At 61.6% G+C, this 26,684-nt stretch carries 21 protein-coding genes; 8 read left to right on the top strand and 13 right to left on the bottom strand.

What is annotated here, in order from left to right:
• Window positions 1-6: 6 nt before the first annotated feature.
• From ACW9UR_RS20910 to ACW9UR_RS20875, 8 genes are read right to left on the bottom strand one after another with little or no spacing between them, the layout of a single operon-like run.
• Window positions 7-903 (bottom strand): dihydrodipicolinate synthase family protein, encoded by an 897-nt coding sequence (locus ACW9UR_RS20910; RefSeq protein ID WP_458919008.1) that lies wholly within the window; start codon window positions 901-903, stop codon window positions 7-9.
• Window positions 900-1,235, bottom strand: a complete 336-nt coding sequence (locus ACW9UR_RS20905) for an L-rhamnose mutarotase (protein ID WP_458919007.1) — start codon at window positions 1,233-1,235, stop codon at window positions 900-902. Before ACW9UR_RS20905 ends, ACW9UR_RS20910 begins: the two co-directional genes overlap by 4 nt.
• On the bottom strand, window positions 1,232-2,395 hold the full coding sequence (locus ACW9UR_RS20900) for an enolase C-terminal domain-like protein (RefSeq protein ID WP_458919006.1): 1,164 nt from the start codon (window positions 2,393-2,395) through the stop codon (window positions 1,232-1,234). Before ACW9UR_RS20900 ends, ACW9UR_RS20905 begins: the two co-directional genes overlap by 4 nt.
• Entirely contained in the window at window positions 2,392-3,459 is a 1,068-nt protein-coding gene (locus tag ACW9UR_RS20895) for an ABC transporter ATP-binding protein (RefSeq protein WP_458919005.1), read from the bottom strand. The genes ACW9UR_RS20900 and ACW9UR_RS20895 overlap by 4 nt, the downstream gene beginning before the upstream one ends.
• A gap of 5 nt (window positions 3,460-3,464) precedes the next feature.
• Window positions 3,465-4,625 carry an enolase C-terminal domain-like protein gene (locus tag ACW9UR_RS20890; protein WP_458919004.1) on the bottom strand — a complete coding sequence of 387 codons (1,161 nt, stop codon included), beginning with the start codon at window positions 4,623-4,625 and terminating at the stop codon, window positions 3,465-3,467.
• A complete protein-coding gene (locus ACW9UR_RS20885) occupies window positions 4,622-5,479 on the bottom strand; it encodes a carbohydrate ABC transporter permease (RefSeq protein WP_458919003.1) in 858 nt (285 codons plus the stop codon). Before ACW9UR_RS20885 ends, ACW9UR_RS20890 begins: the two co-directional genes overlap by 4 nt.
• A complete protein-coding gene (locus ACW9UR_RS20880) occupies window positions 5,476-6,357 on the bottom strand; it encodes a carbohydrate ABC transporter permease (RefSeq protein ID WP_458919002.1) in 882 nt (293 codons plus the stop codon). Before ACW9UR_RS20880 ends, ACW9UR_RS20885 begins: the two co-directional genes overlap by 4 nt.
• A gap of 28 nt (window positions 6,358-6,385) precedes the next feature.
• A complete protein-coding gene (locus ACW9UR_RS20875) occupies window positions 6,386-7,705 on the bottom strand; it encodes a substrate-binding domain-containing protein (protein ID WP_458919001.1) in 1,320 nt (439 codons plus the stop codon).
• 213 nt (window positions 7,706-7,918) lie between these two features.
• Between ACW9UR_RS20875 and ACW9UR_RS20870 the strand changes: the two genes are divergently transcribed.
• The 8 genes from ACW9UR_RS20870 to ACW9UR_RS20835 all read left to right on the top strand — a co-directional run bounded on the left by ACW9UR_RS20870 (window position 7,919) and on the right by ACW9UR_RS20835 (window position 19,035).
• Window positions 7,919-8,947, top strand: coding sequence for a LacI family DNA-binding transcriptional regulator (locus tag ACW9UR_RS20870; RefSeq protein ID WP_458919000.1), 1,029 nt, complete (start codon window positions 7,919-7,921; stop codon window positions 8,945-8,947).
• 25 nt (window positions 8,948-8,972) lie between these two features.
• On the top strand, window positions 8,973-10,034 hold the full coding sequence (locus ACW9UR_RS20865; RefSeq protein ID WP_458918999.1) for a Gfo/Idh/MocA family protein: 1,062 nt from the start codon (window positions 8,973-8,975) through the stop codon (window positions 10,032-10,034).
• Window positions 10,031-10,768 (top strand): SDR family NAD(P)-dependent oxidoreductase, encoded by a 738-nt coding sequence (locus ACW9UR_RS20860; RefSeq protein ID WP_458918998.1) that lies wholly within the window; start codon window positions 10,031-10,033, stop codon window positions 10,766-10,768. The genes ACW9UR_RS20865 and ACW9UR_RS20860 overlap by 4 nt, the downstream gene beginning before the upstream one ends.
• 11 nt (window positions 10,769-10,779) lie before the next feature.
• The gene (locus tag ACW9UR_RS20855; RefSeq protein WP_458918997.1) at window positions 10,780-11,769 is read left to right on the top strand and encodes an amidohydrolase family protein; all 990 of its coding nucleotides are present in this window, start codon (window positions 10,780-10,782) and stop codon (window positions 11,767-11,769) included.
• A 1,259-nt stretch (window positions 11,770-13,028) separates the two neighbouring features.
• Window positions 13,029-14,039, top strand: a complete 1,011-nt coding sequence (locus ACW9UR_RS20850; RefSeq protein ID WP_458918996.1) for a UDP-glucuronic acid decarboxylase family protein — start codon at window positions 13,029-13,031, stop codon at window positions 14,037-14,039.
• Window positions 14,036-15,034 (top strand): UDP-glucose 4-epimerase GalE, encoded by a 999-nt coding sequence (galE, locus tag ACW9UR_RS20845; protein ID WP_458918995.1) that lies wholly within the window; start codon window positions 14,036-14,038, stop codon window positions 15,032-15,034. Before ACW9UR_RS20850 ends, galE begins: the two co-directional genes overlap by 4 nt.
• A gap of 39 nt (window positions 15,035-15,073) precedes the next feature.
• Window positions 15,074-17,578, top strand: a complete 2,505-nt coding sequence (locus ACW9UR_RS20840; RefSeq protein ID WP_458918994.1) for a glycosyltransferase — start codon at window positions 15,074-15,076, stop codon at window positions 17,576-17,578.
• A 95-nt stretch (window positions 17,579-17,673) separates the two neighbouring features.
• Window positions 17,674-19,035 carry a hypothetical protein gene (locus ACW9UR_RS20835; protein WP_458918993.1) on the top strand — a complete coding sequence of 454 codons (1,362 nt, stop codon included), beginning with the start codon at window positions 17,674-17,676 and terminating at the stop codon, window positions 19,033-19,035.
• A 68-nt stretch (window positions 19,036-19,103) separates the two neighbouring features.
• Here the strand turns inward: ACW9UR_RS20835 and ACW9UR_RS20830 are convergent, their stop codons facing one another.
• From ACW9UR_RS20830 to ACW9UR_RS20810, 5 genes are all read right to left on the bottom strand, one after another.
• Window positions 19,104-20,441 carry a glycosyltransferase family 2 protein gene (locus tag ACW9UR_RS20830; RefSeq protein WP_458918991.1) on the bottom strand — a complete coding sequence of 446 codons (1,338 nt, stop codon included), beginning with the start codon at window positions 20,439-20,441 and terminating at the stop codon, window positions 19,104-19,106.
• Window positions 20,438-21,682 (bottom strand): glycosyltransferase family 2 protein, encoded by a 1,245-nt coding sequence (locus ACW9UR_RS20825; RefSeq protein WP_458918990.1) that lies wholly within the window; start codon window positions 21,680-21,682, stop codon window positions 20,438-20,440. The genes ACW9UR_RS20830 and ACW9UR_RS20825 overlap by 4 nt, the downstream gene beginning before the upstream one ends.
• A gap of 126 nt (window positions 21,683-21,808) precedes the next feature.
• On the bottom strand, window positions 21,809-22,963 hold the full coding sequence (locus ACW9UR_RS20820; protein ID WP_458918989.1) for a hypothetical protein: 1,155 nt from the start codon (window positions 22,961-22,963) through the stop codon (window positions 21,809-21,811).
• A gap of 138 nt (window positions 22,964-23,101) precedes the next feature.
• On the bottom strand, window positions 23,102-24,871 hold the full coding sequence (locus ACW9UR_RS20815; RefSeq protein ID WP_458918988.1) for an ABC transporter ATP-binding protein: 1,770 nt from the start codon (window positions 24,869-24,871) through the stop codon (window positions 23,102-23,104).
• Entirely contained in the window at window positions 24,868-26,673 is a 1,806-nt protein-coding gene (locus ACW9UR_RS20810) for an ABC transporter ATP-binding protein (RefSeq protein ID WP_458919291.1), read from the bottom strand. Before ACW9UR_RS20810 ends, ACW9UR_RS20815 begins: the two co-directional genes overlap by 4 nt.
• Window positions 26,674-26,684: the final 11 nt, after the last annotated feature.

Below are 26,684 nucleotides of genomic sequence, written 5' to 3'. Positions count from 1 at the left end.
CATTCATCAGGTTGACGCGACATCCCCGCTCAGGCGGTCCAGAAGCCGCGCCAACTCGCCGGCCGTCACCCCGTCCGGCGGGGCCGTCGGCGGGCGCACGGTCGTCGTCTGGAAAACCCCTGCGCTTTCCAGCAGCGCCTTGTGGACGTGGTAGAACATGTCGCCGGACTGGAACCCGAGGCGGCTGACCGGCAGGACGCGGGTTTCAAGGATGCGCTCGGCGCCGGCTTCGTCCCCTGCGGTGAGGCAGGACCACGCCGCCACGAACTCTCGCGCCTGGCTTGCGAAGGGCATCGTGCCTCGTGCCCCTCGGCGGAATTCCTCGACCAGCGTGCCGCCGCCCGCACCGCCCAGCACCGCAAGCCTGCCGTCGAGCGCCTGGACCATGCGGGTAACCTGCCCGACGGTCGGCTGGGTCTCGACCTTGATCGTGTCGACCAGCGGAACCTCGTCGGCGATGCGAAGCGCAAGCGGCGCGGGGATCGGTGATTGCGGCACGTCCTGAAGGATGATCGGAAGGCCCGTGGCGTCGGCGATCCGTTTCAGGTGCAGCACCACGGCATCCGGGCCGGTAGGGAAGAAATCGGGCGGCCAGATCATCAGCCGCGTGGCGCCCGCCTCGGCCGCCTCTTCGGCCAGTTCGACCGCTACGTCCGTGCCGGGGGCGGAGGTGTTCATCACCACCGGCACCCGGCCGGCGACCTGAGCGGAGACCGCGCGCAGCATGTCCCGGCGCTCATTCTGGGTCAGTTTGAAGATCTCGCTGCCGATCGCGATGCCGATGCCATGCACACCGGCGTCCAGCGTCGCCGCGACCTCGCATTCGAGGCTGGTGTAGTCGATCTTCCCCGCCGCGTCGAAGGGCGTCAGCAGGATCGGCACGATGCCTTCGATACCGGTCATGGGCAGGGCTCCTTCGGATCGGACAAGGCGAATACCTCGGTCAGTTCGGTTTGCAGCGGACGGCCTTCGGGGCCGGTGAGCATCAGCGGGGCCATCCTGGCCCACCATTCGCGCATCAGCTCGGTTACAGGCGCTCCCGCTTCGGGATGCGGCGTCGCGCGTTCCTGAAAGGCAAAGACCGTGAGGCCCGCGCGGTAGAGGAAATAACGCCGGATGCCGTTCTGCTTCATCTGGTCGAGTAGCGCCGGCCAGATCTCGGCGTGCGCGCGGTCATAGGCGGCCTCGGCCCCTTCGCGCAGCTGCATGCTCCATGCACGGCGGTAGAGGCTCATGCGGCGATCCTGTTGTCGTCGATATAGTCCCAGATGATCTCGTAGCCGAGACCGGGTGCGGTCGGTAGGGCGACATAGCCCTCCGCATCCATGGGATCGCAATTGCGCTTCAGGTACGGGTGCGGCGCGTCGTAGTCGACGCCCGGGGCGAGTAGCCCTTTCTCGTACCATTCGCTGGTGTCCTCGGAGGTCGCGCCCATGACCTGAAGATTTGCCCAGCCCGCCATGTGGATCTCGCAGCGCTGGCCGTAGGCCTCGCAGACCACGGCGGTCTTGCGGCAGCCGGTGACGCCGCCGCGGCGGATGTCCATCCGGCTCATGTCGGATGCACCCTGCAGGATCCATTCGGCACGGGTAAAGACACCGCCGGCGGCGATCTCGGGTGCCAGGATCGGGATCGACAGCTCGCGGCAGAGGCGGCGGTAGCTCTCGACACGGTACTCGGGCATCGGGTGCTCGAACCAGTAGAAATCCAGCTTCTCCAGTTCGCGCCCGACGCGGATGGTTTCCTCAATCGTGTGATAGGTACCCCAGACATCGTACATCAGCACCATGTCCGGGCCGACGGCCTCGCGCACCAGGTGGCAGGTCTCGATATCGGCGCGGATGTTCGAGGGCCGGCCATGCGTCGGCTGTCCGGTATCGGGATTCCAGAAATAGTGCGGATGGATCTTGTAGGCCTTGTACCCCTCGGCCTTGCAGGCGAGCGCATGCTCGGCATAGACCTCGGGCTTGCCGATGTTGGGATAGGTCGAGGCATAGGCGGGCACCTTGTCGCGCGCCGCCCCCATCAGCTTGTAGACCGGCATGTCGGCCAGCCGCCCGGCCAGATCCCACAGCGCACAGTCGATGACGCTCTGGATCACTTCGGGCAGGTTGGCGACCCACATCCATTTCCAGATCTTCTCGCGGTCGAGCGGATCGACCCCGATCAGCATGTCGCGCACGCGGCCTTCGATCATCCGCTGTTCATCGGGAAACATGCCGTCCTGGTCGCCATGCTTGCCGCCGCCGAGAAAGTAGCCGCTGACGCCCTCGTCGGTGTCGATGCAGGTGATCGTCTCAATGACCTCGGCCTTGGGCAGCAACCCGGCACGGCGAATGTCCCAACGATCGGCGTGGGTGCGAAAGCGGATGACCCGTACGTCGGTGATCTTCATTGCGGGCGCCCGTCGCGAATGGCCGCGCCGGTTTCGGCGTCGAAGACATGCAGCCGCCCGGGCGTCACGGCCAAGTGCACCGTCTCGCCGACGGCCAGCCCGAGCCGCTCGCGCGTGGTCAGGGTCAACTGCCCGGCGGCGGTCCTGAGCAGGATCTGCGTCTCGCTTCCGGTCGGCTCGATCACCGCCACTTCGGCTGGCAGACCGGTGTCTGCGAAGTTCAGATCCTCGGGGCGGATGCCTGCGGTGATGCTACGCCCGTCTTGCGCGGATACCGGCGCATCGCCAAGCACCACCCCGGCTTCGGTCTCGACCTTGCCGCCCGCGATCCGGCCGGGCAGAAAGTTCATCGAAGGCGAGCCGATGAACCCGGCGACGAAGATGTTCGCGGGACGGTCGAACAATTCCAAAGGGGCACCGATCTGCTCGATGTGGCCGCCATTCATGACCACGATCTTGTCGGCCATCGTCATCGCCTCGATCTGGTCGTGGGTGACATAGATCATCGTGGTCTTCAGGCGCTGGTGCAGTTCCTTGATCTCGGCCCGCATCTGCACCCTAAGCTTGGCGTCGAGGTTCGACAGCGGTTCGTCGAACAGAAATAATTCCGGGTCTCGGACAATGGCGCGGCCCATGGCGACACGCTGGCGCTGACCACCCGACAGCTGACGCGGATACCGGTCCAGCAGCGGCTTCAGGTCGAGGATCTCGGCGGCGGCGTTCACCTTGCTGTCGATCTCGGGCTTGGGCTGCTTGGCCAGCCGCAGCGAGAAGCCCATGTTCTTCGCGACCGTCATGTGCGGGTAGAGGGCATAGCTCTGGAAGACCATCGCGATGTCGCGCTGCTTCGGCGGCAGGTGGTTGATGACCGATCCGGCAAGCGAGATCTCGCCGCCGCTGATCGTCTCCAGCCCCGCGATCGAGCGCAGGAGCGTGGACTTCCCGCAGCCCGAGGGGCCGACCAGCACGGTGAACTCGCCGTCCGACACGTCGAGATCGACACCGTGCAGGACCTCGACCGAGCCATAGGCCTTGCGGATATTTCTCAGGTTGACCGAGCCCATGTTGGTTACCTCACCTTTTCGAGTTTGGTCTGGCGCTCGCCGTCGAAGAGCTGCGCGACATTCTGTTGGGGCCTGTTGCCCGCCGGATCGCCCTGCACCGTGACGAGGCCGTCCGAGATCGCGGCGCGGGGGCCAAGCAGTTCGTAAAGTGGCGAGCTGTCGCCACGGTCCACGAACTCGACCAGCGGATCGCTTTGGCGGCTGGCGGCGATGGCCAGCGCCCAGGGCTGTTCGCAACTGTTGTGCAGGATGACCGGCACCTTCGCGCGTTCGGCGAGGTCGAGGATCGCCAGCGTCTCGGTAATCCCCCCGGCCCAGGCCACATCGGGTTGCAGAACGTCGACAAGCCCTTCGTCCAGCAGCTGCTTGCAGTCCCAGCGGCTGAAGCAGAAATTGCCGAGGGCGAAGGTGACGTCCCTGCCCCGCTCGCCCCGGATGCGACGCAGGCCGTCCAGATCATGCGGCGGTAGCGGGTCTTCCAGCCAGTGCAGGTTCAGATGCGCGGCTGCATCGAGAAACCGCAGGGCGTACTCGGCATCCCAAGCCATGAAGGCGTCGATCATGATCGGCGTATCCGGCCCCGCAGCTTCGCGGAACCGCTCGAGCAGGTCGATGTTCGCCGCCAACCCCTCGGCCCCGGCTTCTGGCCCGAAGGGAGCGGCAGCTTTCAGCCCTTGGAAGCCCGCACCGGCAAGCCGCTCCGGCTCGGGCGTGGTGGCATAGACGCGCAGCGCATCGGCTTTAGCGCCGCCCAGCAGCTCGACCAGAGCAACGCCCTCCAGCTTCGCGGCCAGATCCCAAAGCGCGATATCCACCGCCGCGACGGCCATCATCGCGAAACCGGACCGGTCGTTGGGCAGCAGCGAAAGCACCATCTGCTCCGCAAGCTCGGCGCGGTCGGAGACTTGCTCGCCAACCAGAAGCCGGGACAGATGCTCGGCCACGATCAGGGCGACCACCTCGCCGCCATTGGTGCAGCCCCAGCCGACACTGCCGTCCTCGGCCTCGACCCGGACAAACGCCTTGCGGGTCGGCCACATCCAGCTGGCGCGCTTCTCGGCGAACCGGGGAAAGCGGGACATGGGCGAGGCCACGCGCGAGGTCTGCAGCTTCTGCGACTGGAAACTGCAGTCCACGGCCCGTGCGTCTACGCTGACGATCCTCATCCCTTCACCGCCCCTTGCAGCAGGCCGCGGGTGAAGTAGCGCTGACCGAAGAAGAAGATCAGCATGATCGGCATCGCGACGATGGTGGCAGCGGCGCCGACGTACTGGAACTCCAGCGTGAAGAGCTCGACAAAGCTGGCAAGGCCGATGGTGACGGTCTTGTTCTCGTTCGACTCCAGCAGGATCGAAGCGAAGGCAAACTCGGACCACGCGCCGACGAAATGCCACATCGCGGCGGTGATCAGTGCCGGGGTCGCCAGCGGCAGAACGATCATGACCATGCTCTGCAACCGGCTGGCGCCGTCCATCATGGCGCTTTCTTCCAGCTCGCGCGGGATCTCGCGCAGGCTGGAGGCGATGATCCAGGTCGCGAACGGCAGGCCGAAGGCGCTGTAAAGCAGCACCAGACCGAACAGGCTGTCCTGCAGGCCGATCATGCTCATCAGCCGATAGGTCGGCAGCAGCAGTGCGGCCCCCTGGAACATGCGGCTGACCAGCAACCCGCCCAGGATCAGATCGCGCCCCGGAAACTGCAGCCGCGCGAATGCATACCCGGCGAGCGTGCCGAAAGTGACGACGATGACGGTCGAGGTCACCGCAATGAAGAAGCTGTTCCCGATCAGTCGGGGCCAGTCCAGCAACTGCCCTTTCTGATGCGTCGGAGAGAACAGCGCCTCGTATGCCTCCAGAGTCGGCGTCTGCGGCCAGAACGAGATCGGCAGCTGCGCCAGTTCTGCCTGGGTCTTGAACGATGCCAGGAATAGCCAGAACACCGGGAACAGGATGTAGATCGCGATCAGCAGGCCGACGAGGCTGAGCAGCGTCCAGTACAGGGTGCGGGGTTGCTCGTTCATTTCGAACCCTCCGATGCCCAGGAGCGGCGATTGACGTAGAGATAGAGGGCGACGATGGCGACCAGCATCACGAGGTTGATCACCGACATGGCCGAGGCCACGCCCCAATTGAAGAACTCGAAGCTCTGCTGGTAGATGTACGTCGCCATGATCTGGCTGGCGTTGGCCGGCCCGCCGCCGGTCATGATCCAGGGCAGCGCGAATTCGGCGGTGATCCAGATCATCGAGATCACGGTCACGGCGGTCAGCGAGAAGGCGATGTTCGGCAGCACCACGAAGCGGAAGCGTTCCAGCGCCGTCGCGCCGTCCATCCGCGCGGCCTCGAGCTGATCGTCGGGAACCGACCGGATCGCAGCGCAGAGGATCAGGGCCACAAGCGGCATCTTGCGCCAGATCAGCACCACGACCAGGACCCACATCACCAGGTCCGGATCGCCGAGGAATGAAACGGTCTGCTCGGTCAGGCCGGTAGACTCGAGCGTCTGGCCAATGATCCCGACCTGCCCGTGCAGCATCCACTTCCAGGCCATCGCGGTCACGACGTCGGGCAGCACCCAGGGCAGCAGGATCAGCGCGCGTAGCCCGGTGGTCAGGCGGGACTCGACCGCGAGGAACGTGCCAACGGCCAGTCCCACGCTGACGCACAGGACGGTACCGCCAAGGATCCAGATCGCTGTGTTTCGCACGACAGTGCCGAACACAGGGTCCGCAAGGAGCGCCCGGAAATTCCCGAGCGTTCCGAAGCCGCGCTCCTGCCCCATGACGACTTGGGTCAGGCTCAGGGTCGCGACGTTGTAGGTGGGCCCGATGACGAACGCCAGAACGGCGGCCACCACGGGCAGGATAAGGAAATACGCCAGCAGGCGATCGCTTTGCATTGTCTTCGGGCCCATCCGGTTCGTGAGGTCAGCCGCGGATCAGGTCGATCTGGCTCTGTGCGGCGGCATTGGCGTCATCCAGCGCCTGCTGCGCCGTCTTCTGCCCAAGAACAGCCTCCTGGATTGCGGTGCCAAGCGCCGATTCGATGGCCGAGACGCCGATGAACCGCGGCATCGAGGCCGCGCCCTCGAACAGCGTGCCTGCGTCATAGGCCGAGACCCAATTCGGCCAGACCTCGGCCAGTTCCTCGTTGTCCCAGGCCGCCTTGCCGGCGGGAATGCGCGCGACTTCGGGCCGTCCGCCCCAAATCTCGAGCTGCTCGTCCTGCGACCAGAAATCGATGTACTCGACCCCCGCTTCGGGGTTTTGCGCGCGCGACGAGACCATCAGGATCGCCGTCGGATCCATGATCGCGTTGACGGGTGCAAAGCTGCCGCTGGGGCTGTCGGGACGCGGGAACGGGACGCCGGTCCAGCGAACGTCCTCCGAAACGCCCCAGGGCGTGTTCAGCCAGGACAGCCCGATCCACATCGCCGAGCGCCCCTGCCCGAAGAGCTGCGCTGTATCGCGGAAGAAGGTCTCGGTCAGCGAGGTCGCGGCGGGGGTCGAGCCGTCCGCGATCAGGTCGACGTAAAGCTGCAGTGCGTCCACGACACCCGGATCGTTGAGCGTGACCTTCTCGGTCTCCTCGTCGAAGATCCGGCCGCCATTGGCGTAGGCCAGCCCCTCGAAGATGTTGATGTCGACCGGCGCCGTCGTGGCCGGGAACGCGATGCCCGGACGGTCCGGCTTGGTCATCGCCTTGGCGTATTCGCGCAGTTCGGACCAGGTTTCCGGCGGGCGGTCGAACCCGGCCTCTTCCAGCGCGTCCAGGTTCACCGCCAGGAAGCTCGCCATGTCCACATAGGTCGGCAGACCGTAGAGCTTGCCGTCGTGCATTCCCGAGTTCAGCACTTCCGGCACCAGACGATCCTTCCAGCCTGCCATGCGGTCGCCTGCGATATCGTCCAGCGGCTGCACCATGCCGAACCCGACGAATTCGGGAATGTCCTGCCCGAAGGCGACGATCACATCCGCCAGCCGGTTGGTCTGGAACCCGGCAAGGATCTTCTGGCGGCGGATCTGCCCGTTGAAATAGGAATAGTTGAGGTCGATGTCGGCATTCGCGCCTGCGAACGCCTCGTTGCGGAGCGCCCAGTGCTCGACCTCTTGGGGCGTGCCGCCGAACTTCCAGACGGACAGATCGCCGGATGCGGCGCGGGCGGCTCCCGCTGGCAGCAGCGCACTGGCGCCCACGGCTGCGGTGGTGCCGAGGAACTGTCGGCGATTGAGCGGTCTGATCATCATTCTTCCTCCCTGAAAGCCCGACCGGGCGACGCTTCGCTGCGTGCGAATATTGCATGACATTCGTATGTCATTGCTTGTTGACGGACGCTAATCGCAATGATACTCGAATGTCAATGACGTTTTATCGGCGTACGACCCCGGAAGGAAACCGGTTCAAATCCCGCCGCGCCGCGGTACTCTCGTGCGCAATCGACGACAAATACGGACAAAGACATGCCTCCGACGGAGACCGGCCAGCGCAAGAAAGTCACCCTGAAGGACGTCGCCAAGGCGTCCGGCGTGTCGCTGATCACCGTGTCGCGTGCACTGCGCCAGCCCGAGACGGTCCAGCAGGAAACCCGCGACAAGATCCAGAAGACGATCGAGGAGATCGGCTATATCCCCAACCTGACGGCCCGGTCCCTGCTGTCGCAGCGCTCGGACATGATCGGGGTCGTGGTGCCGATCCTCGCCAGCTCGCTGTTCGCGGATTTCGCCCAAGGCCTGACCGGCGTGCTGGAAGGCAAGGGATTGCAGATGCTGCTGGCCGTCAGCGCCTGGTCCCCGCAAAAAGAGGAAGAGGCCGTGCGCACCTTCATCGCCCGGCAGGCCGACGCGATCATCGTCACCGGGTTCTCGCACACCGACGGAACGCGCAAACTGCTGAACAGTTTCCACGGGCCGGTGGTCGAGACCTGGAACGTGCGCGACCAGATCATCGACACTGCCGTGGGTTTCGACAACTTCGAGGCGGCGGCCGAGATGACACGCTACCTGATCGGCAAGGGCTACAAGGACATCGTCCTTGCCGGGGGCGCGACGTCAAGCAACGACCAGGCCATCGACCGGACCCGCGGCTTCATCGCCGCGATGAACGCGGCCGGGCGTGAGGTGCGCGACGACACCATCGTCGAGTTCGACCACCCCGCCTCGATCGATAGCGGCGGGCCGCTGATACGCGAAATGATGAACCGCGCGCGCAAACCGGATGCGGTCTTCTTCCTGGCGGAATTGCCGGCCCATGGCGCGATGCTCTGGTCCCTGTCCAATGGCCTCAAGGTGCCGCAGGACGTCGCCATCGCGGGCTTCGGGGACCTCAGCCTCTCGGCGCTTCTGCCTGTTCCGATGACCACCGTTCAGATCAAGGGCCGCGAGATCGGCGAGACTGCCGCGAACCTCGTGCTGCAGCGGCTCGGCGGCGAGTCGGCGGGCAAGCCGGTGCAGGACATCGGGTATCACCTGAAAATACGGGAAAGCACATGATTAACCAAAGCCAACGGTGCCGCGCATGGCAGTGAAAGCCGCTATCATCGGTGCGGGCCATTTCGCCTATCGCATGCACATTCCGGTGCTCGCCGCGCGCGACGACGTCGTTCTCGACAGCGTCTGCCGGTTGGGCGCAACCGAACTGGAACTCATCCGGTCCGAGTTCGGCTTCGCCTTCGCCACCGAGGACTGGCGCGAGGTACTGGACCGGGACATCGACATCGCCGTCATCTCCTCCCCGCACAACCTACACTTCGAGCAGGCCAAGGCGTTTCTTGAGAAAGGCTGCCATGTGCTGGTCGAGAAACCCATGTGTCTTGATCCCGCCGAGGCGTGGGAGCTTGTCGCCACCGCCCGGCGAGCCGGTCGCGAGCTTCTGGTTGCCTATGGCTGGCACTACAAACCCGGCCTCGATCGGATGCGCGAGATGGTCGCCCGGATCGGCCGGATCGAGCATGTCGTCTGCCACATGGCCTCGTTCACACGGCAGATCTTTTCCGGCGGCGGCCTTGCGAACTGGCGCCATATCGCCATCCAGCCCGACCGCAGCACTTGGGAATCTCCTGACGCGGGTGGCGGCTACGCCTACGGGCAACTCTCGCACGCGCTCGGCCTGCTGTACTGGCTGACCGATCTGCGGGCGGACAGCGTGAGGGCGATGCTATTCGACTCGCCCGCTGGCATCGACCTGCACGACGCCGCGGCCGTTCGGTTCCAAGGCGGCGCGACCGGCGTCCTGTCGGGCAGTTGCGGCGTACCGCAAGGCCACGGGTTCGAGGTCGAACTGCGGATCTACGGCACCGAAGGCTCCGTCCTGCTGGACATCGAGACCGAACGGCTTGTGCTCAAACTGCCCGACGGCCGGTCCGAGACCGCCGAGGTCGCGCCGGGCGCCTGGACCTACAGCTGCGAAGGCGCAGCCGACCGGCTCGCGGACCTCGCGCAAGGCCGGGGCACGAACGAAAGCCCCGGCGAAGTCGGCGCTCGCGCGGTCGAGACACTGCACGCCATCGTCGCCTCCGGACAAGCCGGCGGCGCGGAACAGAAGATTGCCAGAAACGAAGGAATGACAGTCGCATCATGACGCAATTCGAGGGAATGACCGCAATCGTAACCGGCGGCGCGCAAGGGATCGGCCAGGCGGTCGCACGCAAACTGACCGATGGCGGCGCACGCGCCGCGATCTGGGACCGGGATGGGGCGCTGGCCGCCGAGGCCGCCGAAGCGTTGGAGGGCGCGACGGCCCATGAAGTCGATATCGCGGATTGGGGCAGCGTCCAGTCCGCTATGAACGCGACGCTCGAAGCGCATGGCCGCGTCGATATTCTGGTGAACTCAGCGGGCATCGCAGGGTCGAACGCCCCGCTTGCGGACTACCCTGTCGAGGAGTTCCATCTGATCACCCAGATCAACCTGATCGGCACCTTCCACGTCAACAAGGCGGTCGTCCCGACCATGCTGGCACAGAACTACGGACGCATCGTCAACATCGCCTCGGTCGCCGGGAAAGAGGGCAACCCCAACGCCTCGGCCTATTCGGCCTCGAAGGCCGGGGTTATCGGTCTGACGAAATCGCTGGGCAAGGAACTGGCCGACAAGGACATCGCGGTGAACTGCGTCACACCCGCCGCCGCCCGGACCCGGATCTTCGACCAGATGAAGCAGGAGCATATCGACTACATGCTGTCCAAGATCCCGCGCGGACGGTTCCTTGAACTGGACGAGGCGGCAGCAATGATCGCCTGGCTCTGCTCGCGCGAAAACAGCTTCACGACCGGTTCGGTGTTCGATCTGTCGGGCGGCCGCGCGACCTATTGAGCATGGCCGATATGGACAGCGCGCAAAATGGCATCGCTCGGTTGAGGGACCTTCTGGGCGATATCCCCCTGATCGACGGCCACCACCATTTCTGGGAACTGGACCGGTTTCCCTATCGCTGGCTGTCGCCCGAAGCCCCGCCCGCGCGCTTCGGGGACAAGGCACTGATCCGACGAGACTACGGGCCGCGCGAGCATCAGGCCGAGTTCGCGGGCCTGCCCCTCTCCGGCAGCGTGCATGTCCAGGCGAACTGCGGCGCCGCCGATCCGGTCGAGGAAACCCGCTGGGTCCAGTCTCTTGCGGACGAAAGCGGTCATCCTATCGTGATCGTGGCCGAAGCGGATCTTTCTGCCCCTGGGGCGCAAGGCCTGATCGAGCGCCATCTCGCCTTCCCCGCCCTGCGCGGAATACGCACCCCGGTCGCGTGGGACACGGCCGGTCGCTGGCGTGTCGCGCACAGCCCCGGCGTTATGTCGGATTCCCGCTTCCTCGAAACATCAGAGGTCCTGGCCTGTCACGACCTGTGCCTGGAGCTGGTCGTTGTGCCAGAACAACTGCACGAGGTCGCAGCACTCGCCCGCACACACCCGGACCTGAAGATCGTTCTCGACCACTTCGCCCACCTCGAGCCGAAGCTTCCCGGCAACGCCTCAACCTGGAGAGCCGGGATCGATGCCCTGGCGCCGCTCCCCAATGTGTTCCTCAAGGTCTCGGGTCTTTGGACCGTGGACCGCGCGTGGGCACCTGATATCCTGCACCCGTTCCTGCAGCATGCCCTGTCCCGCATCGGCCCCAGCCGTATGCTCTATGGCTCGAACCTGCCGGTCGAACGGGTCAACTGCCCGCTAGAACGCCAATGCGCGACGCTCTGCAAACTGTTTGCCGATGTGCCTGAAGCGGGATTACGCGCGATATTCTCCAGCACAGCGGATGCAATATATCGCGTATCGGAAGCCACGGCGTCTCGAAGAAGGTCGACGCTACCGCCCACGAGCATGTAGCAGACCTAAGCTGGTAGGAAGTGTCTGCTCGCGCCCGATCCGCTCATCCGTAGCGCTGCCAGAAACTTCGGTCAGTGCGCCTACATTTTTCAGCAGCGGATCCAAATGGGATCCTCACGCGCACTCGAGCTTCGACGGGCTCACCCTGCTGTTATATTACCGGACTTCAGAGTAGGACCAAACCCTGAACAAAGCTAACCTATAAACGCGGACTCAGAGGGGAGCAGGTCACAAGCTCAAGCGACTGGTCACCGAACTGACTGCGGGCAGATCCATGCTGCCGGTCGCCCTCAGATGAAATGCTGAGGTTAGACCGCGCCGTGAAATCGTTTGGAACTGTCACACTAATTTCGCGCAGTAGGAACGCTGGGCCTGCACTCGATGGTCTTTGAGCGGCCCCCTATTGGTTTCAGTCGCGAGGCGATTCAGACGTGGAGGCATCCGTCTGAGGGATCATGTGGAGGCGCACAGACGCTATGGCTTTCGGTGGTTGTACGCCCTTCTTCATAGGGAAGGCTGGAAGGCGAACCGCAAGCGGATCTACAGATCCACTGCGAAGAGGGCCGATCGGCCCGACGCGCAGTGTGATGCGGCGACACGCCTCTCGCTAGCGAGACGCCCATTCAACAGCCCGCACAAGCAACCGGTTCAATGAATCGAGGAGCTACTACCGCAGCCACTTTCCGCACTGGACCCTCAAATACCCAAGCCAAGCGCTTCACTTCCAAGCCTAACATCAATCGGTGAAACCGCATGAAAACCTGGATGAAATCAGCTCGAGTCCGGAATGTAATTATTGGGCAAAATAAAACATCCTGTTTATAGGGTAATTAAGAACGTAGCGTGTATTTTGTTTTTGCCCTCCCCAAACTCTGGGCGCTCAATGCTCTCCACAGCAAGTACCGAGTGAACAATCGTACAGGGGCTCATCAAATGGGCTACGGCGCGCGTAGTCCTTTCCAACCCACTCAGTCCAAACATGAGGGGTTCGACCGGCGCGGCGGCTCAGCCAAGCCGCAGTTCAGCAATCAGATTTACCCTCCTATTAGCACTTCACAACACTCGGCGGCGCCCGCGAGGCAATGAACACGTCGAACACATTATATCAGCTTAAGGTTGATAATGAGCCCGCATTTCCAATATGTGTTTTCTGTGAGTAAGTAATTTGTTAAGCTCAGAGCGGGCAGTCCAAGAAACTTCACCAATAGTACTCTGTGTAAACGGTAACAGTGCAGCTGCCGCTGCAATGTGGGGGTATCATGGCTGGTCGGCGCGTCTTGATTACCGGCGGAGCCGGTTTCATCGGTTCGCACATAACGTATAAGTTCTTAAATGCGGGACACGATGTAATCGTCTTGGACAATCTCGTTACAGGTTTTTCGGAGAACCTTGATTTTTCCGACATGCCAGGAGATTTGCGCTTCGTCGAAGGCGATGTCATCGACCCCTTTCAGGCGGAGATAGACCTCGTCATCAACCTGGCCTGTGCCGCCTCGCCTCCGCGATACCGCGCGGACCCGATACACACGTTGCGAACGTGCGTTCAGGGTACCCTGAACGCGGCTATGGTCGCGGACCAGAACAGGGCCCGGCTCGTACACTCATCGACCAGTGAAGTGTATGGTGACCCGGAGGTGCACCCCCAAACCGAAGATTACCGCGGCGCTGTCAATCCGATCGGTCCAAGGGCGTGCTACGACGAAGGGAAACGCGCCGCCGAGACGATCTTGTTCGACATGAAGCGCACGAGGCGAACGAACATTGGCGTCTGCCGGATCTTCAATACATTCGGCCCCAGAATGGATCCCTACGACGGTCGCGTGGTATCGAATTTCCTCCGCCAGGCACTGACGGGGAAGTCCCTCACAATTTATGGCTCGGGCGAGCAGACGCGGTCGTTCTGCTATGTCGACGACACTGTCGAAGGTATCTGGCAGCTCTGTCACGCGCCGGCGGATGTCAGTGGACCGATCAACCTCGGCAACCCGCATGAGATCACGGTGCTGGAACTGGCCGAGAGGATCCGTGAAATCGTGGGTTCAAAGATCAATCTGGTGTTTCGCCCCGCTCCACAGGACGATCCTCGGCGCCGCCGCCCCGATATCTCCGCAGCACAGAAGCAGCTTGGATGGGAACCGACTGTTTCTCTTGCAGAGGGGCTGACGCGAACGCTTGATTACTTCCAGCAGATCATATCAAGCGGCCGGATCGCCAGCTACCAGGTGGCGAACGAGAAGCGCGCCGCAGGCTCCACGCAGTTCATGGCATGAGTGGCTCAATTCTGGTGACTGGCGGCGCGGGCTTTGTCGGGAGCCACTGCGCCAAAACTCTGGCGAAGCAAGGCTTTCGCCCCGTTGTCTATGACGACCTGAGGCGCGGGAACGCATGGGCGGTCCGCTGGGGGCCGCACGTGGCTGCGCCACTGGAAGACAAGGACGCCTTGTTGACCGCGATGCGTACCCACAACGTCGTCGCGGTGATGCACTTCGCCGCCTACGCATACGTGGGCGAGTCGATGAGCGACCCTTCGGCCTATTTCCGGAACAACGTCGCGAACGCCATCAATGTACTCGACGCCATGCGTGAAGCCGAGGTCGATTCCCTCGTGATTTCGTCGACCTGTGCCACCTACGGAGAGCCCGACAGCATTCCCATTCACGAAGAGATGCCGCAGGCGCCGGTTAATCCATACGGGAGTTCAAAGGTAATGCTCGAGGAACTGGCCCGGTGGTACGGCGCGGCACACGGGCTTCGCACAGCGTCGCTGCGATATTTCAACGCGGCCGGATCAGATCCCGATGGTGAGATCGGCGAGGCGCACAACCCCGAGACGCACCTGATCCCGCTTGTCGTGGATGCCGCGCTTGGGCGCAGGCCGTCGGTTACGGTCAACGGCACCGACTACCCCACCCCGGATGGCACGGCGGTCCGTGACTATATCCATGTCTGCGACCTCGCGGATGCGCATGTCGCGGCGCTTCGCAGAATCACTGAGTCCGGTAGTGGTCTCACCCTCAACCTCGGTACCGGGAAGGGTACCTCGATCCGCGAGGTAATCGCGGCAGTCACCCGCGCGGTCGGGACGGCGCCCGTGGTCGAATATGGCCCGCGCCGTCAGGGCGACCCTCCGGCCCTCGTTGCCGACCCGAGCCGTGCCGAACAGGCTTTGGGGTGGAAGGCGGTCAGGTCGGAGATTGACCAGATCGTAAGCGACACCGCGGCGTGGAGACGCGCACGTGGCAGTCTGATCGACCACGTCGCCTAGAAGCACCGCAAGCAACAGCCTAGAGGGTAGAATACCGCCATGCAGCTTCAGGTTCCGTTCAAAGCGCCCCCCACCGCGAGCGCGACGGTTCGGCCCCGGGTCCGCGGCAAGTTTCTTTTCCTCGGCGATCGCAAGCTCTACATTCGCGGCGTAACCTATGGCACCTTTGCGTCATCTCCGGAAACGGGGGATTTCCCGCCCAGAGCGACTGTCGCCAGCGATTTTTCCGCCATCGCGCGCATGGGTGCGAACGCCGTGCGCGTCTACATCGTGCCGCCGATGTGGCTGCTTGATATTGCCAAAGATCATGGTCTGGTTGTCCTTGTCGGCCTTCCGTGGGAGCAACACGTCGCGTTCCTCGACGAACCGACCCGCGCCGAGGATATCGAACGTCGACTAGAAGCTGCCATCCGACCGATTGCGGGGCACCCTGCGATCCTTGCCTTTGCCGTGGGCAACGAGATACCCGCCAGTGTCGTCCGCTGGCACGGTCGCAACCGTGTGTCCGAGTTTCTCGCACGGCTGGCGTCGATGGTGCGCCGCATGGATCCCGGCGCATTGGTCACCTACGTCAACTTTCCCACGACCGAGTACCTGGATCTCAGCTTCTCGGACTTCGTATCTTTCAACGTGTATCTCGAGGATATGGAGCGCCTGTCGGCATATCTCGCCCGATTGCAGAACATCGCGGGCGAAAAGCCCCTCCTCATGGGAGAGATCGGGCTCGACAGCCATCGAAACGGCCTGGAGAAGCAGGCGAGTTCATTGGCCAGTCAGCTTCGCACAGTATTCGAGGCCGGTGTCGCCGGCGCCTTCGTGTTCGCCTGGACCGACGAATGGCACCGCTCAGGCCATGAGATCACCGACTGGGATTTCGGCCTGGTGGACAGAGACCGACACCCGAAGCCCGCGCTCGACGCAGTGTCTGCTGAATTCGCGCGGGTCCCGATTGCCCGGGAGCACTGGCCGAGAATCTCGGTCGTCGTCTGCTCGTACAACGGCGGACGAACAATAGCAGAGACTCTCGATCACCTGTCGCGCCTGGAGTATCCGGACTACGAGATAATCGTGGTCAACGATGGCTCCACCGATGGGACCGCGGCGATCGCGGATCGCGAGGGCGTCCATCTAATTTCCACCGAGAACCGCGGCCTTTCCGCTGCCAGAAATACCGGCTTTGAGAACGCGACCGGAGAGATTGTCGCGTATATCGATGACGATGCTTATCCGGATCCGCACTGGCTGCACTACCTTGCCCAAGGCTTCAAATCTCCAGACATTCATGCAGTTGGCGGTCCCAATCTCGCACCGCCGGAAGACCCTGATCTTGCCGAATGCGTCGCTAACGCGCCTGGTGGTCCGATCCACGTGCTTTCGAGTGACGACGTCGCAGAGCACATCCCAGGATGCAACATGTCCTTCAGACGAAACGCACTTGTCGCTATAGGGGGATTTGATCCGAGGTTCCGCGTAGCGGGCGATGACGTCGATGTTTGCTGGAGGATCGAGGAAGCCGGCGGTGTTATCGGATTCAGCCATTCCGCAATGGTCTGGCATCACCGTCGTCCCTCGATCGCGACCTACCTCAAACAGCAACGCGGATATGCACGGGCAGAAGCCCTTCTGGCCGAGAAATGGCCCAACCGCTATAACCGTGCCGGACACCTCACTTGGGTCGGTCAGCTCTATGGCCGCGGCAAACTGCAGTCACTCTTCAGCCCCCAGCATATCTATTTCGGCCGCTGGGGCACTGCTCCGTTCCAATCGATCTATGGCAGCAGGGAAACAACCGCTGGAGCTCTGCCGTTGATGCCTGAATGGGCCGCCCTTACCATAATCCTCCTCACACTCGGCGTCTTTGGCTTTGACTGGCCGGTGCTGTTCATTGCGCTGGCACTCGGTCTAGGTGCGTTGGCGCTCAGCGTGACGATGGCAATTCGCGGCGCGAAACTTGCCCAATTCGAAACATCCTATCCAGAGGTTCCACCTCGACGCCCTGATTGGCAGCTCCGCGCGATCGTGTTCGCGCTGCACCTGCTTCAGCCGCTCCATCGCCTCATAGGTCGGATTCGCTTTCGCCTTGGCCCGTGGGGGAGCGGACACGCGAGGCTGCGCCCCGTTGCACGATATCGACGAATGGAATGGTGGACCGAGGCTTGGACAGACTCCTCCAAAGTCGTCGAACGGCTGCGTGCAGCCATCGAAAACCAGCCTCACGTGAGCGGTGGCGATTTCGATGACTGGGACCTTGCCGTGGGCCCGACGATATTCGGCGAGATCCGATTGCTGGTCATGAACGAGGATCATGGTGGCGGCCAACAGCTCTACCGCCTCAAAAGCTGGCCAGTCGTGTTTCGCCCCGTGTGGCTGCTGCTTGCGCTCTTCGCAGGACTCTCCGTGGCTGCAGCCCTGTCAGGCGCATGGATAGCTGCCACGGCACTGGGCATGGCGCTTATGGTTCTTGCCATGATCGTGTGGAGCGCACTGTCCCAAGCAGATGCAATCTTGCTGGAAAATATCGCACCGGCGTTCCTGAATGAATAATGGTTACAGATAACGAAAAACAAAATAAGCTAATGAAGATGCTCCCGTCCCTCGGATTGAAAAGACGGAGAGTTCAGCGGGGAAATATAACAGACTTGGGCCGGCCTATTGCGAACCGATCCTGCTTCACCGACTGGACCTTTTTGAGGGTGCGCTTCGGGCTTTCGGCAGGCACGGCGGTGGGGCTACTCATTCCGGTCGCCACAGGCTTCGTGCCCGGCTCGGCGCTGGCGCAAGACGATCCGGAGCAACCGCGCCTCATTTACGGAATAGAGTACGAGGGCGATACATTCGATGGCCCGGAACAGGGTTCTGCAATTCTTGGTGTCGAGCACCCCTTTGTGCTTGGCGACCGGACTGGCCTCATAGGGGCCAGTATCTCCAGTGTGTTCGATCTTGACGCCAGAAGAGATGCAGTGGACCGCGCCAGATACGCGGAACTGAACTTCGAACTGGATCTTACTCAGCGCCTGTCCCTCGAGTTCCTGGGCAGCGGGTCGCGGTCGGATGATGACGATGACGGCGAGGGGCCTCTCTACGGCGCCGCAATCGACGTGATCACGGCGCTGGACGTCTATTCCGTCAAGAACACGCAGGTCGAGGCGATCTTCGAATATGCGCGGAGCTCGGAGGATTACGTCCGCGTAGAGGACCTGGTGGATGAGGTCATTCTTGACAGCCCGTTTCCCTTCCCCGGCACCGAAACCTTCGGCCTTGGGACGCGTATTCGGTCACCCGGGCTCGAAGTGATATTCGAGTTGAAACGCGAGGTCGGCTTCGCGGGACCCCGGGAGGATGAAACCCGCAACGGCTTCGAAATCACCGCGTCCACTTATGGCGGGCCAGATTATGATCCCGGGCGATACACTTACATTTCCATGACCTTCGAGAACGTGCATTTGCCGGATGGAAGCGCGCCAGATCGCTACTATTCCGTGACGTTGGGCACCGGACGGACATTAAGGGGGGTCTACCTCACAGCTGATGCGGAGTGGGAATACTATCAGGCTGTCGGGGGCGGATCCTTGGCCAGCGACTATCGGCTCCTGGAGATGGATCTGGCGGCAAGCTATGCGGCAGACCGGTGGTCCACGTACTGGTACACTTCGCTCGACAGAACCGTGAACTTCAATCCATCATCCATCGAGAACGAGATAGAGGCGGGTATTTCGCTTAATCTCGGCATCTCTCCAGGTATCGACCTTGTACTCGGTGGTGACTACTACCTGTACGAGGGCGACTTCGACGGAGGCGATTTCGATCTCGTTGAGCGTTCCCTCTACGGGGGATTTGAGTTGACCGAGGACCTCCTCGACCTGGACGGTATCGACGGACGGCTGCGCGCAACTTTCGGAAAGCGCTGGGACCGCGAAACGAGCACTTTCGCCGGAGGCGGGCGAACCTCGGATTCCGGGCCGTATGTCGGGATAGAATTCGTCCTGCAGCCGAAAGGCTGAGCGAACTGCACGCTCTCCCGCTGCCCCGAACCGAGGCCCCCATGTCCAGCGCCCTGTAGTTCGGTAGACTAGGCGTTCTCACCCACCTCGCCTTGGCCATCGGCGGAACCAGCCTCGTCCCTCAGCCTGAAAACGATGAGCTGCTCGGATTCCAAAACGCGCGGATAGGTACTGTCGAGATAGTCGGCAAATTCCTTGTAGTAGCCCATCCACCAGAAGCACGGCCAGGCAATCGCCAGGAAAGTGATCCCCGCCTCGCGCGATCGCTCAAGTTCGTAAATTGCAGCGTCGTCACTTTCTGGGGAAACGGAATGCCCATCCGGATCCTCCACGAACGATCGCATCCTGCGACCTTCTTTCATCTCACTTCCGAACGCGGAGTCATCCGCAAACAGATACTCGGCGTCTGGCGGGATCGTCGCATCGAGCTCTCGCAGGGTTTCGTCGATCTGACGGCGCCATGCCTTGAGGCGCATGTTTTCCATCAAGCGTCGCACCGGCGGCCCGACCGCCGGCATGTGACCCAACGAAATCATCATGTCTTTGGAGAGAAGACGGCGTTTCCGCCCAATCCAGCCTGCAAGTATTCTAAGACAGGCCAGCCGTTGCGAGGGGGCCAGGGGCGCTCTGAAGATTGCCGAAACCTGGCCAGCCAAAAGACTCCAGTGCGGTAGTCCCAAGGGGCGCACCGTCCGCGCATCCCAGAAGTTCACGGCCGAATAGGGGTCCCCTGCCAGTTTTGGACCCGCGCGCCCGCCGTGCTCCCGTTGCAGAAACAGTGGTTCTGGCACCTCCGCAAACGGGCCGTGCAGGCTCATCTCAGTCAGCAAAGCGACATCGGCATCGGGGTAAGAGGCGAAGCCCCGAGTGCGGCGCAGTACATCGGCACGCATGACGCCAAAGATGGGCAACGGCAGAGGATCCGTCGGCACAGCCAACCATCGCGCGTATCGCACCGAAAGGTCTGAAGAACAAATGTCGGGATGCGATGACCATTCCCGCAAGCGGTGTGCGTCAGCATCGATCGAGATCGCACGGGTGTAGGCAAGAACGGCATCCGGTTCGGCTTCAAGCAACGCGAGGCAACTGGAGAGAAAGCGGTGCTCATGCATGTCGTCATGCGCAGCCCACTTGAAGAAATGCCCGGACGACAGCTCGAAGACCCTGTTCCAGTTCCCCGCCGCACCCAGGTTCTCGGAATTGCGAGAGTATCGAACACGGGCGTCGCGCTCAGCGAATGCCCGGGAAATGGCCTCGGTTCGGTCGGTCGAGGCGTTGTCGCATATAATTAGCTCGAACTGCTGGAAGTCTTGGGACAGGAGGGACTCGATGGCTTGTGCGAGAAAATTCTCGCCATTGAAGACGGGCAAACCGATGCTCAGCAGAGGCGTCCCGGGGCTCTTCATCCCCCCAAATCGAAAACAATGAGTCGACTGTTGTTCGTCAGGCAGCGATAGCGCTCAAACAGATGGTCACGCAAACCGCGGTAGAAGTCGTACCACCAGAATGCCGGCCAGACGAAGATCATGAATCGCGCCCCGCCCTCTCGCATGCGTTCAAGCTCACGAATGGCAACTTCATCAGTGTCAGGCGGCCCCCAAAAGGAACCGTCCTTCTCTAGAAAGGGCAGAGCGCGCCGCCCCGCCAGGCTCAATGATCCGAATGCGCCGTCATCGACGATGATAGCTGGACCATCCAACGGGTCGAGCGCCCTGATTTCGGCCTCGGCAATCAGCCGCTTTTCTTCTTCAGCCAAGTTTAGATCAGGCAGCATCTGGGACATCATTTCGCTGCGGCGCAGGTTCAGGTGAACTAGTCTTTCGCATAGCCAGTCGCGAAACCGACGGTCATTGGCCTTGTTCGACTTCAAGAGATACGCACCTGCATCAAGACGCTCGCCCAACATTGCCAGAGGCCGCGTGTCCACTTCGGCACGCCGGTGATAGGCGCCCTCATGCCGGCGTATCTGGACCAGGTTTTCAGCCACGAATGTCAGATCGAACTTCGATGCGAGACGGAAGAACAGATTGAAATCGATCGAGGTCCTGGAATGAGGCGTATCGAAAACGCCGATTGCTTCAAGGGCCGATCGTCGCAACATCACACTGGACATGTGCACAACCAAATTCTCACCCGAAACGATGCTCTCGAGGTAGTCATCTCCTTGCAGCAGCCCAGGCGGGATCCGGTCACAATTCCTCTGGTTCGCGATGACGTCGCCGGCGATATCTATCTCACTCGCATCCGAAAAGGAGAACGCAGCCTCTGGCCGATCCACAAGCGCTCTTACCGACTTCGAAACAAAGCTCTCGTGAATGATGTCGTCGTCCTGCAAGATCATGACGAAGTCGGAGTCGTTAAGCGAGAGTGCCTTGTTCCAATTGCGAAACTGCCCAATGTTCTCGTTGTTGCGGATGTGGGTGACACGTTCACCAGGAAACGATCTAACGACGGCGTCTGTCGTGTCCGAAGATGCGTTGTCGATAATCGTGATCCGAAAGTTTGAATAATCCTGTGACAGCGCACTGTGCAAACTTAATCGAAGCAGGTCTGCCCGATTGAATGTCGGTATCGCGATATTTACCGAAGGATCATTCGGCACCGGATTATACTCCCCCGCCAACACCGACAACGCTCGATCACGCATCTATGAGAACGCTCTAAACGCTCTATAAAAGCCTACGGCAACGCCATTATTCCGTCCAGCATCCGATTGACTAAAAGCTTCGCTTGCCGAGCCGGAGACCGTCCGTGCGAAAAGCCTGCATCTATGTCAGGCGAGCGCGGCTTCCACGAGGCCCGGCAGTACTTTCGAATAGTCGAAGATCTCTCGGGCAATTTCCCGCGCTCTTCGCCGGTGCAAATCGTAATCGGCCAGAACGTCGGCGACGCATTCGACAGCGTCCCCGACCGCGTTGAATGTCAGAAACCCCTCCCCGGCCTCAACGCGCCCGCCGGCCCCGGTATCCTGGACAATCGCAGGTCTGCCGGTGGCGAGGTAGCACACGGTGCGATCCGAAATCCAACCGGAGCGGCTTTTGACATAAGCGTTCTTCGCCACGCTGAACTCGCCGGTTGATTCACGCAGGTACTCCGCATAGGCCGTCGCACTCAGAGTAACGTCTCGACCCCGAATGATCCGCCATCCGCTCTGGATGAAGCGATGCCGAACATCCTCGCCCATATTCTCTGTTGCCAACTCGAACGCTGCATCCGAGAGCTCTGGCAGGTCGATGATCTTCTCGAATTCCAAGTTCTTCTGTCCGAATACCTCGTCCCGGAAAACGATATCGCCATAGGCACTCCAATTGGCGACGGTAGTGAACCTCGGGTTGGAGAGGTCCAAGTCTTCTGCGCCCTCGGCATTGTCCCAGATATCAGTCACGACCGGAGGCAGAACAGGAACCCAACGCCTCTCGAGCGTAGGAACCAGGCAATCTTCACCGTTGATGTTCTGACCGTATGTGAACAAGGCGTCATATCGAGAAAGGTCGGTTTGTGCGAACCTGCCCAACTGTGTGAACAGTGGATCCATGTCGATCAGAGCGCGCCGCGGCGCGTGCTCGAACTCCTCCAGCCAGCATACGCCACCAACGTTGATGACCAGATCAGCTTGCGTGAACGTCGCCTTCAGCGTGGCGCTCAGATTGCCATGAACTTCATACGTCTTCCTATCAACAAAGGCGAAAGGTACCGTGTCGAGACAATAGGCCGACAACATGGTGCGAAAGGCTGCGATTCCGGCCGTCGGGTCGTCAGTATGGCATTGGCTGTTGGGATCGAAGCACGATGCGTCCCACCCGCTTTCCTCGATATAGGTGACCTCGTGGCCAAGTCGGGACAGTCCTGCAACGTAGCTCAGGAAGGCGTGCATATTCCCCGCCAGCGGGTGACGAATGATGTATCCGCACACTACGATCCTAGCCATAGTTCACCTTCGCCGTCCCGTGACCTGCGCCCATCTACGTACTTTGCCGTGTGGAGAGCACTTTACAGCAGGCGAAGTCGAAAACCGACTTCGGATCGGCAGCCCAAAATTTGCTACGGCACCTCCTGGTGAAATATCTCAAGGGTTTCGCGCCGCACCTCCCGGGCTCTCCGCAGGCGGCCCGTCGCGCTGGGCGAGTTCCGATATCCGGCCGTCTTTCAGTTGCAGAATCCGGTCTGCGACACGCAACGTCGCCGGCCGGTGCGCGATCAGCACCACGGTCCGGCCTTTGCAGTGCTCGGCCAGCGCATCGAACATGGCGGCCTCGGTCTCCACATCGAGAGCAGAGCTCGGTTCATCGAGGATGAGAACCGGCGCTTGCCGCAACATCGCTCTGGCAAATGATATCCGCTGTTTCTGTCCGCCGGACAGGGTCGCTCCCTGCTCGCCTATGACGGTTTCGTATCCATCCGGCAGATCGCTGATGAAATCATGAGCCTGTGCCATCCTCGCCGCCTGCTCGACCTGTTGTGGTGTCGCATCTGGTTTTGAAAGCCGGATATTGTCAGCGACAGAGATCGGAAGAAGGAAGCTGTCCTGCAACACAACCGAAAACGCCTCACGGAGCGATCGTAAAGCCACGTCCCGCAAGTCTGTGCCGTCGATCAGGATCCTGCCGCACGTGGGGTCCGCCAGCCGCATAAGAAGGGCAGCCAGGGTCGACTTGCCGGCGCCAGTCGGCCCGACAAGAGCGACGGTCTCGCCTGCGGCGATCTGGAAACTGGCCCCTTCAATGACAGGCGATCCATCGGAGTATGAGAAGTGGACATTGTCGAACCGGAATGAGTGGCCGGTGCCGGGCAGCGTCGCCGCAAGCGGCACTGCGTTCGGACGATCCTGCACGTCGACCTCTCTGTCGAGGATATCGACGACGCGACGGCCCTTGCCCACGGCGGTACCATATGCGGCAGCGACCGCAGCCAGTTCACCGACCGGCCCCATGACCGCCTGCAGATAGCTCAGCGCGATCAGTAGCGTTCCGACAGTGGCCTGCCCCTCCAGCACAAGAAGCCCGCCAACGACCAATCCGGCCGCAGTACCTAGCGCGTTGATCGCACCCAAGGCGAAATCAAAGGAAAGCTGAACGGATGTTGCACGAAGGACCGCCTTCACGGCCCGCTCGGTCTGCGAGCGGAACCGACGGTTCCCATCGTCTTCCCGGTTGAAAGCTTGCACGACCTGGATCGACGTGATCGACCGCTCTGCCTCGGCCATGACATCGCCGAAGCTTTCCTGCTGCTCGAACGAGCGGTCGCTGATCTGTTTTCTGAAGTAAAGGACGACGAACGGAACCGGTGCGGCCGTGCACAGCGCAACCAAGGCAAGAGTCGGAGACAGCGCCGACAAAACAACCAGCATCGCGATCAGAGTACCCAGCGACGTCAACGCAGGCAGAAAGACAAGGCTGATCAGATCTGCCGCAAAACGGCTGTCTTCGGTCAGCCGCTGCGTCAGATCACCCACACGCTCCTTCGCAAAAAACATGACACTTATGTTCTGAAGATGCCTTAACAGCTCCGCCGCCATGTCCATGCGCAAAAGCCCCTCGACCCGCGCCATCACGTAGTTTCGCGCAAACTGGCTTAACTGTCTCAAGCTGTGCAGAACAACGAAGGCGATGCAAAGAAACCCGAGAGCCAGCGCGACATGCCCGGGGCCGACGATTGGGGCGATAACCGACAGCGCACCGGGAAGCGGCTCATTTCCCAACACATTGTCCACTACGAGTTTCAGCGGCCAAGGCACCGCGAGTGCTATGAGGATCTGAACCCCCACGATCGCGACGGTAAGCACCAACGGGGTTCGGTGGCGGAGGGCGGCGCGGAGCGTGAGGCCCAGCACCGTCACCGCGGCGGCCTCGAAACCGGATCGCGTAGTTGATACCCGGCGAACTGGGCAAAGCGCCCTTTCCGGCTCAAGAGCTCCGCGTGCGTCCCAAGTTCCACAAGACGTCCACCTTCCAGAAAACCAACGCGGTCAGCAGTTTCGATCGTCGACAAACGATGGGCGATGACCAGTGTCGTCCGCCCCTCTCGCAGGCGCGACAAGGCGCCGAGGATCATCTCCTCGGTTTCGGGGTCGATGGCCGATGTCGGCTCGTCCAGGATCAGGATAGGTGCATCTCGGGTAATGGCGCGAGCGAGCGAAATGCGCTGACGCTGACCCCCGGACAACTGCGCGCCCCGCTCGCCGAGAACGGTTTCATAGCCGTCAGGCAAGCGTCGGATGAACTCATCGGCATTGGCGGACTTCGCCGCGGCGACGACATCCTCGAATGATGCATCCGGCCGTCCGAAGGCGATGTTTTCTGCGATCGACAGGGGCAGCAGGAACGGCTCCTGCAAGACAATCGAAACTTGAGCACGAAGGCTACTCAACGAGACTTCCGCAGCAGGCTGACCGTCGATCCGAACCTCGCCGGCCTGCGGGTCGAAGAACCTCGGGATGAGGCCGGCAAGTGTCGACTTTCCTGCACCCGTAGGCCCCGCGAGAGCCAAGGTTTCTCCCACACCAATCGTAAGATCGATATCGCGAAGCGCGGGCCGATCCGCGTCGTAAGCGAAGGAAACCTTGTCGAACTCGACCTTGGCGCCGTGTCGGTTGCGCAATACGAGCGCCGGCGCACCGCGCTTCTCTCGGACCCTCGGCTCCATGTCTATTACTTCGATCGCCCGATCCAGGCTCGCCTCGATGGCGCGAACTTGACCGTAATTCCCCAGTAGGGACCGAACGGCTATCGTGAGGCTGTTCAGGTAGGCCATCAGCACCAACAGGCTGCCAATCGTGAGATCTCCGTTCGAGACCTGGATTGCGCCGAAAAAGAGAATGAGCGCCGATCCTGACGACAGCGCTACAGCGTTTATCAGCGCGTAGCCATCGACTGCCATAACCATACGCTGCCCCGCGCCGACGACAGAGTTGCCTAGTTCAGCGAGCGTTCGAGCATTTCGGTCCGCAAGTCCAAACACCTGAACTAGCGGGATACTGACTATTGTTTGTTGAGCGAAACTTGTGATTGCTGCATCCGCCCCGCGCGTGCCATGGGCCCGACTGCGTATCGGGCGTCCGAAATGAAAGATTGACCAGACAACAGCAGGTGCTGTGAGGAACATCAGAGCTGTGAGGCTCGGGCTGATAGCCGTTGCGGCAGCGGCGACCCCGACTAGGGTCAAGATTTGCTGACCAGGTGTCACAAGCAGCTTTGCGGAAAGACTATAAACGCACCAGCTGTCTCCAGTGATACGACTGAGAAGATCGCCAGTGTTTCGCTTTGCGTGATCAACCAACGACAAACGTTGGACCTGAGAGAACATGTCCCCTGCAAGCGCATAAAGCATTCGATGCCCGGCGGCCGCCCATAACCATTGCAGCGCATTACCTGCAAGTGTGACCGAAACCATGATGAGCACTGTTGCGATGCCGCAGAGCAAGACAATGCTGCGGCTGGATATATCACCGATTCCGAGCCGCTCCAAAACACTCCCGGGCCTGGCATCGGCCAATGCGACATCCACCAACAACTTCAGCGGCCACGGCGCCAACACTGTAAGAGCACTCGCCGCTACCGAGACCATTAGGATAATGAGCAAGGATCGGCGCTCAACCCAAACGTATGGAAAAATACGGATTATCTTATGAAAAAGGCCCACCTCCAAACCGA

This window comes from Halovulum sp. GXIMD14794 (assembly GCF_054457455.1).
This window is presented reverse-complemented; position numbering and strand designations above follow the sequence as displayed.

Excerpts from the sequence above, each read along its gene's own strand:
- ACW9UR_RS20910 (WP_458919008.1), bottom strand. The coding sequence starts at position 903 with ATGACCGGTATCGAAGGCATCGTGCCGATCCTGCTGACGCCCTTCGAC.
- ACW9UR_RS20905 (WP_458919007.1), bottom strand. The coding sequence starts at position 1,235 with ATGAGCCTCTACCGCCGTGCATGGAGCATGCAGCTGCGCGAAGGGGCC.
- ACW9UR_RS20900 (WP_458919006.1), bottom strand. The coding sequence starts at position 2,395 with ATGAAGATCACCGACGTACGGGTCATCCGCTTTCGCACCCACGCCGAT.
- ACW9UR_RS20895 (WP_458919005.1), bottom strand. The coding sequence starts at position 3,459 with ATGGGCTCGGTCAACCTGAGAAATATCCGCAAGGCCTATGGCTCGGTC.
- ACW9UR_RS20890 (WP_458919004.1), bottom strand. The coding sequence starts at position 4,625 with ATGAGGATCGTCAGCGTAGACGCACGGGCCGTGGACTGCAGTTTCCAG.
- ACW9UR_RS20885 (WP_458919003.1), bottom strand. The coding sequence starts at position 5,479 with ATGAACGAGCAACCCCGCACCCTGTACTGGACGCTGCTCAGCCTCGTC.
- ACW9UR_RS20880 (WP_458919002.1), bottom strand. The coding sequence starts at position 6,357 with ATGCAAAGCGATCGCCTGCTGGCGTATTTCCTTATCCTGCCCGTGGTG.
- ACW9UR_RS20875 (WP_458919001.1), bottom strand. The coding sequence starts at position 7,705 with ATGATGATCAGACCGCTCAATCGCCGACAGTTCCTCGGCACCACCGCA.
- ACW9UR_RS20870 (WP_458919000.1), top strand. The coding sequence starts at position 7,919 with ATGCCTCCGACGGAGACCGGCCAGCGCAAGAAAGTCACCCTGAAGGAC.
- ACW9UR_RS20865 (WP_458918999.1), top strand. The coding sequence starts at position 8,973 with ATGGCAGTGAAAGCCGCTATCATCGGTGCGGGCCATTTCGCCTATCGC.
- ACW9UR_RS20860 (WP_458918998.1), top strand. The coding sequence starts at position 10,031 with ATGACGCAATTCGAGGGAATGACCGCAATCGTAACCGGCGGCGCGCAA.
- ACW9UR_RS20855 (WP_458918997.1), top strand. The coding sequence starts at position 10,780 with ATGGACAGCGCGCAAAATGGCATCGCTCGGTTGAGGGACCTTCTGGGC.
- ACW9UR_RS20850 (WP_458918996.1), top strand. The coding sequence starts at position 13,029 with ATGGCTGGTCGGCGCGTCTTGATTACCGGCGGAGCCGGTTTCATCGGT.
- galE (WP_458918995.1), top strand. The coding sequence starts at position 14,036 with ATGAGTGGCTCAATTCTGGTGACTGGCGGCGCGGGCTTTGTCGGGAGC.
- ACW9UR_RS20840 (WP_458918994.1), top strand. The coding sequence starts at position 15,074 with ATGCAGCTTCAGGTTCCGTTCAAAGCGCCCCCCACCGCGAGCGCGACG.
- ACW9UR_RS20830 (WP_458918991.1), bottom strand. The coding sequence starts at position 20,441 with ATGAAGAGCCCCGGGACGCCTCTGCTGAGCATCGGTTTGCCCGTCTTC.
- ACW9UR_RS20825 (WP_458918990.1), bottom strand. The coding sequence starts at position 21,682 with ATGCGTGATCGAGCGTTGTCGGTGTTGGCGGGGGAGTATAATCCGGTG.
- ACW9UR_RS20820 (WP_458918989.1), bottom strand. The coding sequence starts at position 22,963 with ATGGCTAGGATCGTAGTGTGCGGATACATCATTCGTCACCCGCTGGCG.